At 44.6% G+C, this 15,596-nt stretch carries 16 protein-coding genes; all 16 read right to left on the reverse strand.

Annotated elements, in window-relative coordinates:
• Positions 1–37 precede the first annotated feature (37 nt).
• Positions 38–1,267: a DegT/DnrJ/EryC1/StrS family aminotransferase gene (locus VPNCDNU1_RS10105; RefSeq protein WP_104400214.1), complete on the reverse strand. Its 1,230-nt coding sequence runs from the start codon at positions 1,265–1,267 to the stop codon at positions 38–40.
• 9 nt (positions 1,268–1,276) lie between these two features.
• On the reverse strand, positions 1,277–2,647 hold the full coding sequence (locus VPNCDNU1_RS10110) for an FAD-dependent oxidoreductase (RefSeq protein WP_104400215.1): 1,371 nt from the start codon (positions 2,645–2,647) through the stop codon (positions 1,277–1,279).
• A 20-nt stretch (positions 2,648–2,667) separates the two neighbouring features.
• Positions 2,668–3,867 carry a hypothetical protein gene (locus VPNCDNU1_RS10115; protein WP_104400216.1) on the reverse strand — a complete coding sequence of 400 codons (1,200 nt, stop codon included), beginning with the start codon at positions 3,865–3,867 and terminating at the stop codon, positions 2,668–2,670.
• A gap of 748 nt (positions 3,868–4,615) precedes the next feature.
• The gene (locus VPNCDNU1_RS10120; protein WP_104400217.1) at positions 4,616–6,001 is read right to left on the reverse strand and encodes a VWA domain-containing protein; all 1,386 of its coding nucleotides are present in this window, start codon (positions 5,999–6,001) and stop codon (positions 4,616–4,618) included.
• 1 nt (position 6,002) lies between these two features.
• Positions 6,003–6,428, reverse strand: a complete 426-nt coding sequence (locus VPNCDNU1_RS10125) for a hypothetical protein (protein ID WP_237324115.1) — start codon at positions 6,426–6,428, stop codon at positions 6,003–6,005.
• 74 nt (positions 6,429–6,502) lie between these two features.
• Positions 6,503–6,973, reverse strand: coding sequence for a TadE/TadG family type IV pilus assembly protein (locus tag VPNCDNU1_RS10130; RefSeq protein WP_101114570.1), 471 nt, complete (start codon positions 6,971–6,973; stop codon positions 6,503–6,505).
• Positions 6,970–7,740 carry a tetratricopeptide repeat protein gene (locus VPNCDNU1_RS10135; RefSeq protein ID WP_104400219.1) on the reverse strand — a complete coding sequence of 257 codons (771 nt, stop codon included), beginning with the start codon at positions 7,738–7,740 and terminating at the stop codon, positions 6,970–6,972. The genes VPNCDNU1_RS10130 and VPNCDNU1_RS10135 overlap by 4 nt, the downstream gene beginning before the upstream one ends.
• Positions 7,737–8,657: a type II secretion system F family protein gene (locus tag VPNCDNU1_RS10140; RefSeq protein WP_104400220.1), complete on the reverse strand. Its 921-nt coding sequence runs from the start codon at positions 8,655–8,657 to the stop codon at positions 7,737–7,739. The genes VPNCDNU1_RS10135 and VPNCDNU1_RS10140 overlap by 4 nt, the downstream gene beginning before the upstream one ends.
• A 5-nt stretch (positions 8,658–8,662) precedes the next feature.
• Positions 8,663–9,562 carry a type II secretion system F family protein gene (locus VPNCDNU1_RS10145; protein ID WP_104400221.1) on the reverse strand — a complete coding sequence of 300 codons (900 nt, stop codon included), beginning with the start codon at positions 9,560–9,562 and terminating at the stop codon, positions 8,663–8,665.
• Complete coding sequence (locus tag VPNCDNU1_RS10150) at positions 9,562–10,860, reverse strand: CpaF family protein (protein ID WP_104400222.1); 1,299 nt, start codon at positions 10,858–10,860, stop codon at positions 9,562–9,564. The genes VPNCDNU1_RS10145 and VPNCDNU1_RS10150 overlap by 1 nt, the downstream gene beginning before the upstream one ends.
• Positions 10,861–10,866: 6 nt before the next feature.
• Complete coding sequence (locus VPNCDNU1_RS10155) at positions 10,867–11,994, reverse strand: AAA family ATPase (protein ID WP_104400223.1); 1,128 nt, start codon at positions 11,992–11,994, stop codon at positions 10,867–10,869.
• Positions 11,995–11,997: 3 nt separating this feature from the next.
• Positions 11,998–12,558, reverse strand: coding sequence for a hypothetical protein (locus VPNCDNU1_RS10160; RefSeq protein ID WP_104400224.1), 561 nt, complete (start codon positions 12,556–12,558; stop codon positions 11,998–12,000).
• An 8-nt stretch (positions 12,559–12,566) separates the two neighbouring features.
• Positions 12,567–13,985, reverse strand: a complete 1,419-nt coding sequence (locus tag VPNCDNU1_RS10165; RefSeq protein ID WP_104400225.1) for a type II and III secretion system protein family protein — start codon at positions 13,983–13,985, stop codon at positions 12,567–12,569.
• Between the two features lie 3 nt (positions 13,986–13,988).
• The gene (cpaB, locus tag VPNCDNU1_RS10170) at positions 13,989–14,882 is read right to left on the reverse strand and encodes a Flp pilus assembly protein CpaB (RefSeq protein WP_104400226.1); all 894 of its coding nucleotides are present in this window, start codon (positions 14,880–14,882) and stop codon (positions 13,989–13,991) included.
• Positions 14,883–14,895: 13 nt separating this feature from the next.
• Positions 14,896–15,342 (reverse strand): A24 family peptidase, encoded by a 447-nt coding sequence (locus tag VPNCDNU1_RS10175; protein ID WP_371410785.1) that lies wholly within the window; start codon positions 15,340–15,342, stop codon positions 14,896–14,898.
• A complete protein-coding gene (locus VPNCDNU1_RS10180; protein WP_022551875.1) occupies positions 15,326–15,526 on the reverse strand; it encodes a Flp family type IVb pilin in 201 nt (66 codons plus the stop codon). The genes VPNCDNU1_RS10175 and VPNCDNU1_RS10180 overlap by 17 nt, the downstream gene beginning before the upstream one ends.
• Positions 15,527–15,596 lie beyond the last annotated feature (70 nt).

Below are 15,596 nucleotides of genomic sequence, written 5' to 3' on the forward strand. Positions count from 1 at the left end.
GCACTCCTTTTAGACTCATTGCTCTTAGTCCGACATTTTATTTTTTATAATGTTCGTACACCTTGTTAAAGGCGGCGTAGAAGGCTTCCATCAAATGTTCGTCGTACACTGGGTGCGTGTGAAATACCAACGTGGTTTCACCGAGCGTTTTTGCCATCGGGCAATCCGCTTGCCATTCTTCTAATGAAGGTGATCCCTCCATATTGGCAAACGCTTGCTCTTTATAGATCTCTGGCCAAGGAACAGGGTAAGCAGGCACCCCTTCAGCAGCCATCGCATTCGCAAACGTTTTGATGTCGCAATCCAACAGAGACATATCCAAAATGTACGGTGCCCACCAGTAAGAGTTCACTCTTTTTTCATCGTCAATAGGCAAATTTGACACTAAAGGATGTTCTTCTAGCAACGCGGTCAAACGCTTACCATTCTTGATGCGCTGTTCTAAATTGCCACTGTTAAACTTCGCTAATTCTTTGATACCAATTGCCGATTGAATCTCGGTCATTCTGAAGTTGAAACCCAATCTCACGTGAATGTAGGGTAGCTTCTGCTCCAATTCAAACAGATGCAGTCGCTTTTCAACATCAAAGCCGTGATCTCGGAACGAACGACACTTCCACGCTAGATCTTCAGAACCGACAAAAATCGCACCGCCTTCACCACCAGTGGTGATGTGCTTGCTTTGACAGAAGCTAAAACACCCAGCATCACTCACGGTACCCAATAACTGACCATTGTATTGTGACCCTAGTGCTTGTGCACAGTCTTCTATCACCAATAAATTATGAGCTTTTGCAATGGCATTGATTGCATCTATATCGCTGGGTACACCAAAAGTATGGACAACAAGAATGGCTTTGGTTTTTGGCGTAATATGACGCTCTAGTTTACTGGCATCCAATGTGTGGCTTTCGTCCACATCGGCAAAAACAGGTTTAGCACCGGCTTGCATGATGGAAAAAGCAGAGGCAATAAACGTGTATGGCTGACAGATAATTTCGTCGCCGTCACTGATTCCCAAGGAGGTGAATGCCGTATGCAAAGCCGACGTGCCATTGGTGGTCGTAATCACATGACCATCACCAAGGTAAGACTCAAGATCGGCCTCAAACTGGCGACCTCGGTTGCCCGTCCAGTAGTTAATTTCTCCGGTTTCTAAAATGTTCTCAATGTCTCCCAGTACCGATTTATCCAAACTCGGCCACGCTGGAAGCGGCTCAGAAACAATCGGCTCACCACCTAATAATGCTAAGGTTTTATTACTCATTTTTTATTCCTAAATATGTGATGCTAGCCAACGGGACATAGCACAAATCGTCAATGCAGGGTTCGCAATGCCTAGCCTTGGGAACGCACCAGGGCCAATGGCATACAGCCCAGGCATCGCGGCTAACTCAAGTTCCTCGGTTAATGCATTAACGCCTTTTCCTGCCAGCGGGTGGCAAGCGCTTTCATGTTCGTAAGCGCCATAAGGAAAGGTGAACCGAGTAAAAACATTGGTTTGAGAAGTGGTATCTAAACTATTGAGCGCAATGTCGAATTCATCTTGAATGGATGAATCAGCAAAAGATTTGAAGTGTTTACCTTGTTTTTCATCTTCAGTAGGGGATAAAGCACGCAGGTCCGCATTCAGCTTCTCGCGAGCAAATTCCACTAATCTATTAGCTACTTTGTTGTAGTTATCGATATCACGCTCTGAATGGTGGGCGTCGATCGCAAGCTCTGCTTTGCCACCACTAACTTGACAGCGCAACTGGCTCAACGGTGAATCTTCCGGGTTTTGTTCTACTACCGCCATCAGCAATAACAACCTGTCGCCATCGGGCGTTCTAGGTCGCTCAACCACAAAAATATTGGCATTCAGGTCGTGGTGCTTACTGTAGCCATGCCACAACATTTCGTGTCTGTAGGCACCAATTTCGGTTCCTTCTTTCACTTTGACCGCAATACCCAAACAGTAATGATCCGTCAGTTCAGACGTAAAGCTTTGCCCAATCGAGCTAGCGATTATGGAGTTGTTCACCATCGCAGAAGCAGCCAGCACACACTTTGAGAACCCTGTCTGATTCACGGTTTTACCGCTGCTGTCTGTTAGGTAAAATTGACCATTTGATTTTGCCACCTTCGCAATTTTAGCGCGCTCGATGGTAATTACACCGTCTCGGATAAAGCTCTCTAGGGAGTGCATTGGGCTGTAGGAAGTGAATCGGCCATCTTCCATAAATCGTGCAGCCTGAGGCACATGTGTTAAGAAATCCGCTACGGGGTTGGAAGGTGTCATCTCAGGAAATTGAGAAGAGAAGCCTTGAGTTAACTCTGGATATAAGCCGTTCTTGCCTGCCAAGATCTGTTGCCAGCTCTTAGGCCATGAGGCAAGTGCAGCCTCCTCAAGAGGCAACATAACCCCGTGGTAGCATAGTGACCGTCCACCAAGCCGCTCACTGATCCCCCCTTGTCCCCAATGGTTGTTCGCCGTCCAAGGTCTTAATTTTTCATCACCCGTTAGTATTCTGGTATCGAAATGCACGTGTTCTTGACGAAGGCTTGGACCCGCTTCATAGATATGTACACGTTTTCCCCTTACTGCGGCATAGAGGGCAAACTCTAACCCCGATAAGCCACCACCTACTACACATAGGTTACTCATACTTTCTCCTTGTATTATTTTTATTGGTGTTTCTTTCTGTCAATGAAATACAGTACGAGCAAGCCAACCAGTCCAACGATGGACGATAACCAAATAGCCCCTTTGGTCTCGAAGTAATACATACCAACGAAATAGACCACAGAGGACACTGACGAAGAAATAAAGAAAGAGATGGAAAGTAACGAGCCACCCACACCAGCACGACCTGTTGCCAGCGATTGCAAGAAACCAATAGGAATACTGATTAAACACGCAGCACCAAGTGCGAGCATAGGAATGAGTAAATAAATATGCGTCATGGTTTGTGTGAAGGAAAGTAGCGCAATAGAAATAGCGAAGATCACTGCACCGATAATAATGACACTGGATGGTTGCATTTTTGATGCTAAACGCGACCAATAAAAAATAAAGAACACTTCAAAAATAGCAATACTGGCTTCAAAAGCACCAATACCCGAATATCCACCTTGAACTTGATTAACAATAATAAGCGGTACCGTGGCATCTAATGTGAAAAGCATATTGGTGACAAGAGAAACACTGATTAATTTAATGACATTTTCTTTATTAAATACTTTTAATAATGATTCAGATGCCTTATCTGATTTATATTCGACATTTTTTAAGGGTTCATTAGAAAACACCCCTAATATAAGTGCAGCAAAAATACCTGCGTACAGCCATACATATATAAGTTGATTTTTTTCTAGTGCTAAAGAGCCAATCACACCTAGCGTTGCCACATAGCCCATTGAGTATACTGATCGCAACGCCGCATTTTCTTTATGTTGGTCGTTGCCTTCAACGTTTTGGCGCTTTGCTGCCGCATACCCAAATATCAGTGAGTTGATAACAAAAAAGACAGGCAGAAGTAAGCAGTTAGCAACAAAATAGACAATTTCATTCGGCCAAAAATACAGGCTGAGGTTACCGACAATACCGCAGAACGCACAAATATAAATGTACTTAACAAAGCTACCATTTATATCGGATCGCATCCCAAAGAAAATACTGAATATCGTTATGACTATTCCAGAGAATAACATCACCAAGCTATAAGAAAGCTCAGAAACACCAACAACATCAATACCAAATATATTTTTATAGGGATTAACTGCCGCACTTGCACTCGCAAGAAGGAAAATAGCCAGAACCTGTTTGTTCATAAATAAAGAAGATGAATTCTTATATAAACCAGGCAAATCAATATTTTTAAACAAAATAGTCCCTTAATAAAAAGTCAATTAACTACTTCCCCAAAAAATACATAATTTTAATAGGGATAATTGGGCTTTTAACACGTCGATATGGCAGTGCTTATGCGGAGTTGATGCTATACACAACAAAACTTACAACAACTTGTTTTATAAATGCATGCGGCAGAGCTCAACTTTTCAAGATGAAACAGCAGAGCGTTGTTTTTAAAGAATAAAGTGTTAGTTATTTAGTGATAAGCAGTCATTAAAAACGTGACTATTCACGCTATCAGAGTAATGAGTTTTAGATTTTCGAAAATTCAGTCAAGTATCGAAAGCAACAGCTTAAATGAAGTTCAAAGCACTTTAACACTTTGATAATTATATATATTTCAAAATGTAAAATAACAAAAAACTCAATAGAAAGATAAAAGACGCTGAATGTGTATAAAGCGACGTAAAAGATCCCTAGCGTCCTTCTACTAAACATTGGACACCGAACCTCGAATCACTAAGCGGGGTTTGATTTTGATTTCGCATAACGCGTCTTCTTCATCAAACTTTCTTTGAATACCATCCAGTGCCTATGTGGCTATGTGGCTATGTGGCTATAGTATTCAGCGGAATGTCGACGGTTGTAAGCTTGGATAACTCAATTCTGATTGATAAATATTGTCGTACCAAATAATGGAGAGATCTTGAGGAATAAAAGGTTGTACCTTGTACAGGAATAATAAAGTCAGCCCCTTAGTGAACTAAGAGGCTGCGTGGTTTATTTCACCAGTTCAATCTTGTTAAGCGTGGTGGCTACCTGTTGAAGCACCGTTCTTATGGTTCGGTTATTGGCAGGGAAGTACCGACCCGGACTGGCGCACGACTTCATGGATTGAGAGCGATTATTGAAGTCAATGGCGATGATCTCAATGCCTTTCTTTTTCATCTCTCGACATAGGGAGACCTGCTTCCGGTCGCGCATTTTAGGGTCAATTAAGTGATCGCCATCGGTAAATAAGATCATCACTTTTTTATTGTTAGGCAAACCATAATCTCTAGGCAGCTCGGATTTTTTCTTGTCCCACTTTCCTTTCCATTCTGGAGAGAGTAAACGCCAAGCCCAAACAATTCCTTCAGCGTTATTGGTGTTCATCTCTGGATACAGAGTTTTAAGCCCTCTGACGAGTTCTTTATGGTTGGATAAATAAGGTAGAACCTTACTGACACCACAGTCGGCATTGTCAAACAGAGCCAGTAAGTGTTTCCAGTTAGGACGGTAGGGATCGTTATTGTCTTTTGGGTGAAACGCTAATAGTGGCGTATCATCTTGAAACTCTGCTACTCCCGATGGAATGTTTTGCAGAACAAACCTGAGATCCTGATGTTGTGGGCCACGCTCCAAGTTTCTAATCCAAGCTGGCGTCATGGCGCTGGCGTTGGATAAACCGTCTTGAACTTCCGTGAGTTGGGTACACATGGCTCCACGCCAACGATCTGGCATCTTATCGCTCAGCAGATCCCTCCAGCGCATTTCCGCAAATAAAGGCTTAAGGCCTCTAGGAACCTTGATGGCGCTAGGTTTAAAAAACTCAGGTCTAAGGCCAATATTGACATAGCCAGTCGCTGGAACAATGCTAACGGTTTTACTTAAGTTACGTCTCTCTTGTGCATAGAGAATATCAGCAAAATCTCGTAAGCCTTTTAACGCTTGCTCCATAGGTTTGTCCATCATGGAACCGGACACATCCAGCATAACAGCAATTTCTAGGGTCAATTGATGAAGTTGGGATTTTGCGTGATGTTTTATATTTAAATCGCCAGTTTGAAGTTGGTCCGTGAGCACCAGTTGATCTAGGTCCACCGTCCCTTTTACGCTAACTGAGGCATCGCTTTCCTGTTTATGCAATGACGCCGTAGGATTTTTTAATCCAGAAGTATCTGACTCTATGTTCGCTTCCAAAAGCTGCTGGGCATCCAGAGCGGAAGTATGACTGTCTGAAGCAGAATACAAGATGGAGTCGGCCAGCATAGAGAGTCGGCTGTCGGTGATGCTTGAAATAATGACCACCAGAACAAAACTAAAGAATGTGAGCATGCCGGACAGAAACAGAGCGGTTGATACAGAGATAACGCCTCGCTGTTTTTGTCTTTGAGAGATACCCATCTTAGTTGACCTCTCGGATCATGTTTGAGGAAAAGCGACCTTTAGACCACAGGTTCCAAATAGGATTGGTCTCTTCCGGGTCAAAACATAGGGTGACTTCAACCAAACTCCCTAATGCAAAATCCGGCCAGCGCTTAGTCAATGGGCAGCGACCATCAAGTAAAATGACGGTGGTTTCATCGGTTGCGGCGTTATAAGTTGCAATGGATAAGCCGGCTTGTCCTTTGGTTATAAATTCTAATTGGGTTTCTGCAAAGTCACGGAAATAAGGAAGCTGAGCGATATTGTTCTCTCTTGTTAGTGTTCTCTGATTCCCAACCAGTGTCAGTATGTTGTAGTTTAAGTTGATGAGTCTCTGTTCAACACGCATGATGGTGAGTAGCTCCGACGATGCAAGTATGATGGTCAGTAACATAGGAGTAATCATGGCCATCTCTAGACTTATGCTTCCTTTGACTCGGGAAGGGAGACCTGACTGACGTAGCTTTTTTATGCACATAATTAGTTAAACAATAAATCCTGAGAAATAATGACGGTGCTGGTTTGTTTGAGTTTTTCAGGTTCAAAGAAGCCCAGTGGGCTGAATTTCAACTCAGTAGTCAAGGTCGCCGTCACTCGGTAAACGGGATCAGAAGGACGATAAATAGGATCGACCTCCTCTTCTTCATCTTCCACTTGCAACAGTGCATCCATCGAATCAAACTTGATCAGTTCAACGGTGACCGAGTCGAGAAACCCAAAGCCGTGTTCTTCAACCATACGTTTTACTTTCCCGCTGGTTAAAGGGTTGTTGTACCAATTTTCTGTAAGCAGTTCGCGAAGAGATTGACGCATGGCATGTTCGAGTAATCCATATTGAAGATGGAGTCGCGATACATCAAAAAACATCAAAGTGATCGCGAGAAAAACGGGCATCAAAAAAGCGGTTTCAAGGCTGATCACCCCTTTTTGCCGTTTTGACGAGGTTGTCATAGTAGGGTTCCTGAACCATTTAAACGACCTTTGAGTATGGACAGATCTCTTTCCACTTCACTGGCTGGTAAATGGCGAGTTAACAGAGCCCTGGCTTGATCTTCATTGCCTTCTGCCAGAAGCAATAGGGCAAAGTTAAGCTCAACCTGAATAGGCAACTGCTGATACGCCAACAAAGGCTCAAAAGTCTGTCGTGCCTTAGCCAACTGATTGTCCTGCAGATAGCTCAGCGCTAAATTGGAGCGATAATGAGGATTGTCGGGCGCAAGAGCGACGGCTTGAGTGAGCTCTGAACGAGCTCGTTCTAAATCAAACTCCAGTAGAGCAATGCCTAGCCCGTTATGAAGTTGAGCCTTAATACGACTATTATTCGCTTTACTGACCCCCAGTTCATAGACGGCGATGGCTTCTGGCACTCTTGCAGCTGCCAGAAGATAGCGACCTAAGTACATACTAGCTTGGGCAGCCATAGGATCTTCAGCTAAGGTGACGTGTTTTAGTTTGGCGATAGCCGCTTCTTTTTTGTCTTGGTTATACTGGCTTCGGGCAAGCATAAGCTGATATTCAAGTTTGTCTGGGGAAGCGCTAAGCAGCCTTAAGTACTGCTCTTCAGCCTTTGCAAACTGACCGTAGTTAAAGGAAGCTTCAGCCAGAACTTTTTCGTTATTTTCCGTCTGTTTTTTCACTTTTTGCGGCGTTGCGCAGCCTAGCAGCATAAGACAAAGGTAAATGGAGGCTAGGCCTTTAAAGGTAAAAAATGAACTCATCGTAAGCTCTCTAGTAATAGGTTCATTGTTGGGGTAATGATAAGAACAAGCAGAGGCAACATAATAAGTGCCATCTGAACCAAGGTAATGCGACTGGGCAGCTTACCGGCTTGTTCCTGAAGGGCCATTTTTCTCATTTGGCGTGCATCATCACTGATGGTTCTCATGGTTTCCGCAAGAGGAGATCCATATCGCTCGGCCATAGAAATGGTGCTTGCCAAACGCTCAAGTTCTTTTAATCCGGTTCTCCATGCCATTTTTTTCAAGCACTCAGAAGATTCTCCCCGCACTTGAATCTCAGCGTGGGTACGCAAAAACTGGTTGGCCAACATGGGTTCTACATCAAGTAGGTATGTACCGACTTTTTCCAAAGCACGTTCAAGAGATAATCCGGCTTCTACGCTAATGACCATCAGATCGATGGCATCTGGAACCACTTGTTGTTGTTTTTGTATCGCTTGACGGGATAAACGTTTAAGCCAGTACTCAGGAAGGTTTGAACCAAGTACATAGCTAATTAAAATAAACATGACGGTCATGGCTTCAAGAAGCTCTTCTTGAGACCAACGCCAAAAAAGGGCGATAACGGCCGCCATCAAGCCAAGAAACAGCTTGGCACCACGTGTTGAGTTCAGTGCGGTTGGTGATTGTATCCCCGCTTGTTCTAACATTTGAACAAGGCGTTTTTTCTCTTTGTCTGATACCGGATACAGCACCCCTAACGAGCTCCAGAATGACGGAGTTTGTTGGGCTACGCCGACGTCTTCATCGTCGTTGATTTTTGTGTATCGGGCACACTGTTCCTGCCAACGCGCAAGGGTTTGTTGAGACAAGAAAAAAGTCGCTAGCACTAGGATGAAAATCATCACCAATGCCAATGAGGCAATCCAAAAGTTTGGGATAATGGTCAGTTCCATGATACTTACCCTTTTAACTGTGTCATGCGTCGAATGAGAAACAGGCCAAACAGAATACTAGTGACGACATATGCCATAACGAGTTGTCCTCCCGTTGAAGCCATTAAAAAGTCAAAGTGTTCTTTCCCTGTGGTAAATAGCACTAAACTGACCAGAACAGGCAGAGCCGCTAGTACTTTAGCTGAGTTACGGGACTCCGATGTGATGCTGAGAATACTGGCATTAAGTTCGGCTCGGGCTCTTAATGTATGGCTGAGCCTTTCCAGTACGCCTGTCAGGCGACCACCGGTTTCTTGTTGCAGACTCAGTACTATGGTTAAGAATCGAAACTCAGCAATGGGCATTCTTTTCGCAGCATATTTCATTACGTCAGGTAAAGTCTGGCCGACACTGAGCTCATCGTGCATTCGTTCAAATAGACGTCGAGTGATGCCATCGTGCTGGTGAGATATTTCAAGAAAGGTATCCGCCATTGGAGCGCCAACACGTAACGCTCTTAATAGACCATCGATGATGTCTGGCAGCTCATTACGAAAATGGTCCATGGCTTTTTGTTGTTGCTGAAGATAGAAAAAATAGACGGCCAAGCCAATACTGACGGTACTCAATGGAATTGAAACGTACCAGTCCATGCCGTTGATAATCAGCAGAGTCGAAAAAGCCACCAGTGCGACTATGCCTCCCGCCGCCCATTGACGAAGCTTTTCATACCCCAGAAAGGTCACCAAGTTTTGGAACCATTGCCAACGCTCCCAGAAAGGGGCGACGCTCTCCTGCTCTTGGGACAGCGCCACTAGGGTGTATCGGTTGAGCTGTTTTTTCCAACCGTCCTTCATTTCTATATGATGCCAGGCAAAGGCTCCGGCAATTAACCACACCAAGGTGATCCCAATCAGCAAAGCCACTATGATCTCTCCACGCTGGTTTGCATCTCTTCTTCCAGAGCAAAGTGACAGGCTTTTTCTAGCAGGGCTTCAGAGACATTGAATACGTTGTAGTCACCGTGGATCTGATGTTTATCCGCGCGTTTTAGATCAAAACGGAAAATCGGCTTGAGCTCAATGTGCTCGCCCTGGCTCCCTACGACTTCACTGATGGCGGTAATACGACGATGCCCATCTCTCATCCTTTCCAGTTGTACTACGATATCAATAGCGCTGACAATTTGACTGCGTATGATTTGATCCGACAGTCGCTCACCACCCATTTGCAACATGTTTGTCAGACGAACAATGGCATCTTGGGGGTTGTTTGCGTGAAGAGTACAAAGCGAGCCGTCATGTCCCGTATTCATCGCCTGCAACATATCAAAGGCTTCCGCCCCACGAACTTCACCTAAAACAATTCTATCCGGACGCATACGAAGTGCGTTCTTGACCAGATCGCGAACATTCACCTCTCCGTTCCCTTCCGTACTCGCGTTACGAGTTTCCAAAGGAACCCAGTGTGGCTGTGCTAAAGAGAGCTCTGCTGCGTCTTCTATGGTAATGATGCGTTCGTCTTCACTGATATGTCGACTTAACGCATTCAACAGGGTTGTTTTACCTGAGCCCGTTCCTCCTGAAATAAGGATATTGCAGCGACAGTGTGTCGCGATGGCCAAAAAATCAGCCATTTGGGAAGATAAACTCTGTTTGCTCACCAGGCTATCCAGCATCATTTTGCTGGCTGGAAATTTACGGATAGAGATACAGGTACCGTGCAATGCAAGTGGCGGAGCGATGACGTTTACTCGGCTGCCATCTTTAAGTCTTGCATCAACCATAGGGTTTGACTCATCCACTCTTCGCCCTATTGCATTCACAATACGCTGAGCGACGTTCAAAACATGCTTACTGTCCCTAAAGCGAATATCGGTTTTTTGTAGAATGCCCTGACGCTCTACATACACAGTATCAGGACCATTCACTAAAATGTCTGAAACACTTGGATCTTCTAACAAAGGTTGAATCGGGCCAATGCCCACCATTTCATCAACCAGTTGAAGCGCAAGAACAGCCAACTCCTGATTGTTGTATGGCAGCATTTTTTTTGAAGCAATATTAGCTAAAGCTTCTCGGACTCTCGGTAGCAACTCATCTCTGCTTAGGTTAGCGGCGACCGATGGATCAACCAGTTCATAAAAGGCACTTTTCGCCTCATCTGACATGGTTAACAGTTGATGAGTTCTCTGCTTGGGCGCAAGGCTGCTTTGTCTAAACATGAGCAATTACCTTTTTGCTGCCGATGATACAGAGCTGACCATTTGGCCAAGCTGAGCAAGCTTTTTACTGAATCGAGTACTTTGAGCCATAATAGGTTTGCCTAACAGTTCTGACTTGTCGAACGCTTTGGCATCAAAAGGGAGCTCAAGGGACAAATCTAAGCCTAGAGACTTACTCAGTTCAGTCTTAGGTACTCGCCCTTTGTTTTTTCTGCACAAATTACCTACCAAAATCTGTCTTTGATGTGTCGATTGAACGCGCGCTCTAAGTTTGGCTAAGAAGCGGTAACTATTGAGGCTGTAATCGGTGACATAAATACAGTTATCGGCTTTTTCAATGACGTCTAACATGGCTGGGTTATGGAGGTTGGGTATATCAATAATCACCGTACCATAGTGCTCTGCCAGAGCCTGAATGGTCTCCGTTATCGATCCATGATTGTCGGAGGGTAATTGGCTATCTTGACCATAAAACAGGTGCAGTGTTTTTGAAAACTGATGGCTACTGTGAGCGAGCAGAGTTTCGTCAATACGATCCGCATCTTTTAGAATATTTTCTAAATTTGGTTCATAGTCAGTGCCAAGTAAAATAGGGTGCTGACTATGGAAGACATCAAGGTCGACAAGCGCAACGTGCTGACTTTGCTTTTCTGCAAGATAGTAGCCTAAGTTGCTGGCAATAGTACTGACACCACAACCGCCAGAGCTACCAAGAACGCAGATGATTTTGCCCGTACGTAGGGATTTTTTCACCTGATGACCTTGAAGATGAAGCAAACTCAGTCTTAATGCATCAGCATCAAGGGGGGTTGTGTGGTAATCATTCACTCCGGCAAACATTAAGTGACGATAAAGGGTCACTTCTTGCTTTTTCCCCAGAACGATCAACTTCATCTGAGGAGGGCAATGATGTGACAGCTCACTAAGGGCGCTATCTAAGTTTACACAGTCACCTCCATCAACCAACAAAAGATCGGGGGCGCCATGTTTTGTGCACCACTCTTTTGCCTTGTTAATGTCGCCTTTTTGTACCTGAATATTCTGGTTATCAATGTCGGCAGCCAGTTGAGTGATGATTTGTTGACTGTGGTCGTCTAATACAAAAGCAACGACGTTAAACGTACTGTCTGACACGGGTTAATCCTCTCCGGTTACTGACTGCTTTTCCGCAGATTTGATTTTGTTGTTGTAAAGTCTTTGAACAGCACCGGCAGATAGTGCAGTGTTATGCTCTTGGTAGGTGTTCCCCTGATGCCATGCCACTTTATTGCTGACGCTGAAGTACTGATTTCGCAAGTGCTGGCAGGCTTGACGAGTCACAGGAACGGCGGATTTATTGTATCGACACGTATCCGGTGCAAAAGTCACTTCGATATCTCCCTGCATGGTTTCTTCCACGCTAGGGGTATGATCCAGCTCGACTTGCATTAAGAGTTTGTTTGAAAGATGGCTTTCAATCTCTTGTTTTGCTGATTGACTAAGCAAGCCGCCTTGCAGAGTAATATTTATCACTCCCACCTCTTCTCGATGAATAAGGGGCGCGGTTAACTGATCTAATACAACAGGCAGTGTTTCCAAGTTAGCGTTAAATTCAGCCGTGTCGGTGTAACTATGATGCGGAAGTACTTGATTTGGTGCCACACAAGCGACCAGTGCGGGCAACAACAAAGCCACTGAACAAAGTTTTAATTGATTCATCATTATTCCTAATAGTTGTATCCGTAGTTGCCGAACAATCTGCTGTTTTGATCGTGTGTTTCCCCTGTTTTATGCAGGAATACGCGCTCAAAACGACTCGCTGGTCTGTAACGATCCAGAGGTGTGGTAAGAAGAGAGGGGTCACTTGTGGGTTCAACTAAACGGGCTGTGGCAATAATTACCAACTCACTTTCTGAGTTTTTGAAACTGTTGTTACTAAAAAAAGGGGCCAGTACAGGGATTTCGCCAAGGAAAGGCAAAGCTTCCACTTTATGATCTTGATAAGTGCGGACTAAACCGGCTAGCGCAAAGCTTTGTCCATCTGCCAATTCTATGGTGGTGGTGGCTCGACGGGTTTCGATTCCCGGTACTTCAACACCGGCAATGGAGACGCTGTTTTCACGGCTTAACGTCGATACTTCTGGTGCAACCGTTAAACTGATCTGGTTATTGCTCAGTACGGTTGGTGTCAACTCCAAAGCGATACCAAACTTTTTAAACTCAATGCTGACACCGTCGTCGCCATTGTCGACAGGGAAAGGAAACTCTCCTCCAGACATAAACGTGGCAGCTTCTCCGGACTTGGCCGTTAGATTTGGCTCAGCAAGGACATTCACTAGACTGTTTTCGACTAAGGCATCAATGATCACGTTTAAACCATGCTGATCGGGTCCACTAGGCAAGTTGTTAGTAGGAAACTTATTGCCTGGCGTTACCCCAAGAGCAGTTTGCAAACTGTCCCAAGTGCCCCAACGCATGTTACCAACAGAGCTCCATCTAAGGCCCAGTTGTTCGCTGGTGGCCCGTTCCATCTCGACGATACGTACGGAGATATTAACCTGGGTGCTTCCTGCGGTTTTTAGTTGATTAACCACTAACGGGTAAGTACCCATACCACCACCAGGCTTCGCTGCTCCATTTGCCCTAGCGCCGTTCCCGTCCTGTGAAGAAGGCGCGCCCATGGTTTGTGTATCTTCTTCTTGAAGAGATTTCGCATAACCAGAAGCCATGCTGAGAATTTCATGAGCTTGCAGTGGTGTCGATACTTCCCCCATCGCGATAATGGCCCCGCCGCTGTAGGCAAAGGAGACACTAGCATCTGGGAAAGCATGTCGGACATTTTGCTCAAGATCAGAGAGATCAGCGCTGATCACGATTTTATAATGGGCCAATGTAGAAGCGTTAGCACCAAGGACAAGTAAGTCTGTCTCCCCTAGCTTTTTACCCGCAATCATAATGTGTTGACTGGAGGGGGCATGTACAACAAGTAAATCAGGATCAGACACAAAGACGTCTTGCACCTCACCGGAAACAGCAATTAAACGATTTTCGTTAACGGAGATTTCTAGCGTGTTAACCTTTGCATAGGTCTGAGCAGAGCAAAGCAGTGTCAGCACACATATACAGAGTGTTTTGAAAGTGTTCATGAGTTATCTCGCTGTCGGTTTTTCTTGTGTACGGGCATCCTTGCCGTCAAAAATTCGGATAGAGTGCTGTCGCAGCATGCGTGGATTATGGTTATCAGAAATTTCCTCATCCCATAGCGTGACGTTGTCTGATTGAGCTAAGCTAGCATCTTGATAGGCACTACGAAGTAAAAGAGACAAAGAACCAAGCTTACGAGCCAGCAGTAAGCGTTGCGCCTGATCGGCCGTCACTTCAAAAGTGACCGGGATGGTGCGCTCCCCGTTTTGATTGAGTGAGCCTGATGAATCTTGCTTCTCTGGACCACTCAGAATGTCGGTCAAAACATTGTCTACCGCTAGCAAGCGAACATTTTCTAAAACTAAGTTGTTAGCGTGTTTGGTAACTTCCCCAAACCCTTTATCATCTTGATGTTTTTTGGTCGTGGTTAAGAGGATATCGACATAGTTACCAGCTCGAATTAATCCGTAATTGCTGCCAGCAAAGGTGATATCTAAGGTGACGCCTTTCATCCCGGGAGCAAGCATAGAAGAGAGATAGTGACTTTGTTCCGGACGGATAATGACAGAGGAGGTTAAAGGCTGACCAGCGACAAGGGATTGAGTGATCAAGCTGCCTTCTAATGATTTGAGTTCGACAAAATCTTTTAAAAATAGATCAATCAATTGATGTTCAGAGTCATCGAACGGTGCCCAGGTGAAATCCTGAGAGCGAAGTAAAGAACCGACCTGAATAGGGTATTTGGCAACCAAAATCCTTGGAGCAATCGCTTTAGGTTCTTCTACTTTGACCTGTTCTTCTGTTTTAGATACTGGCGTTGCCGCCGTATTTGACCAGACAAACATTAGCGTAACGAGTAGTAAACCTATGCTAATGAGCACAAAAAGTAACTTTTTCATGGTGTTTGCTTTTTTAAATGTAGTGAATGGTTGTTATGGCACTGCCAGCAATAGCAACGGCATAAGGCACCGTTTTTATAGGGGAGTGTTTTATCAAACCCAAACCAACTAAATGGTTATATACGAGGATGGCTATACTTAATCCTCCACCTACCAAAGCGGTTTGCAGTAACAACCACTGCCAATGTTCGATGGAGCCATAGGCGCATATTGCCAGCAACTTACTGTCACCAGCCCCTAGCCAGCGATAGTGGAAGGCAACAATGCCTAGGAACAAAATGATCAAACTAATGGTGGCGTGATAAACACTAAACGGGACTGCAGTGAACACCACAATCGCTAGCATCAATAACGCCCAGTTTGGGACTGTTCGATTTTTTATGTCAGTCAGTGAAACTATGCATAGCAGAGCAAAAGTGATGGCTTTAAGTAATAAAAGGAAATTACTCTCCACTGGCACCCATGTTCATACCGTCAATAATGGCCTGGAATTTATCTTTTAGAGCGGTGATGAATAGACCGTCAGAACCAAAAATCGCCAAGATCCCCGCAGCTAAACCTGCCGCAAGAATCCCGTATTCAATAGCTGTAGCCCCACTTTCATCTTTAAAGTAGCGTTTTAGAAGGTTGGTGAAACCATTCATTGAAATATCCCTTTAATTGCATTCAGTAGTCAAATGATTATGAGAATTATTATTAATATCATTGAGAAAA

Source organism: Vibrio penaeicida, assembly GCF_002933855.1.
Taxonomy (GTDB): domain Bacteria; phylum Pseudomonadota; class Gammaproteobacteria; order Enterobacterales; family Vibrionaceae; genus Vibrio; species Vibrio penaeicida_A.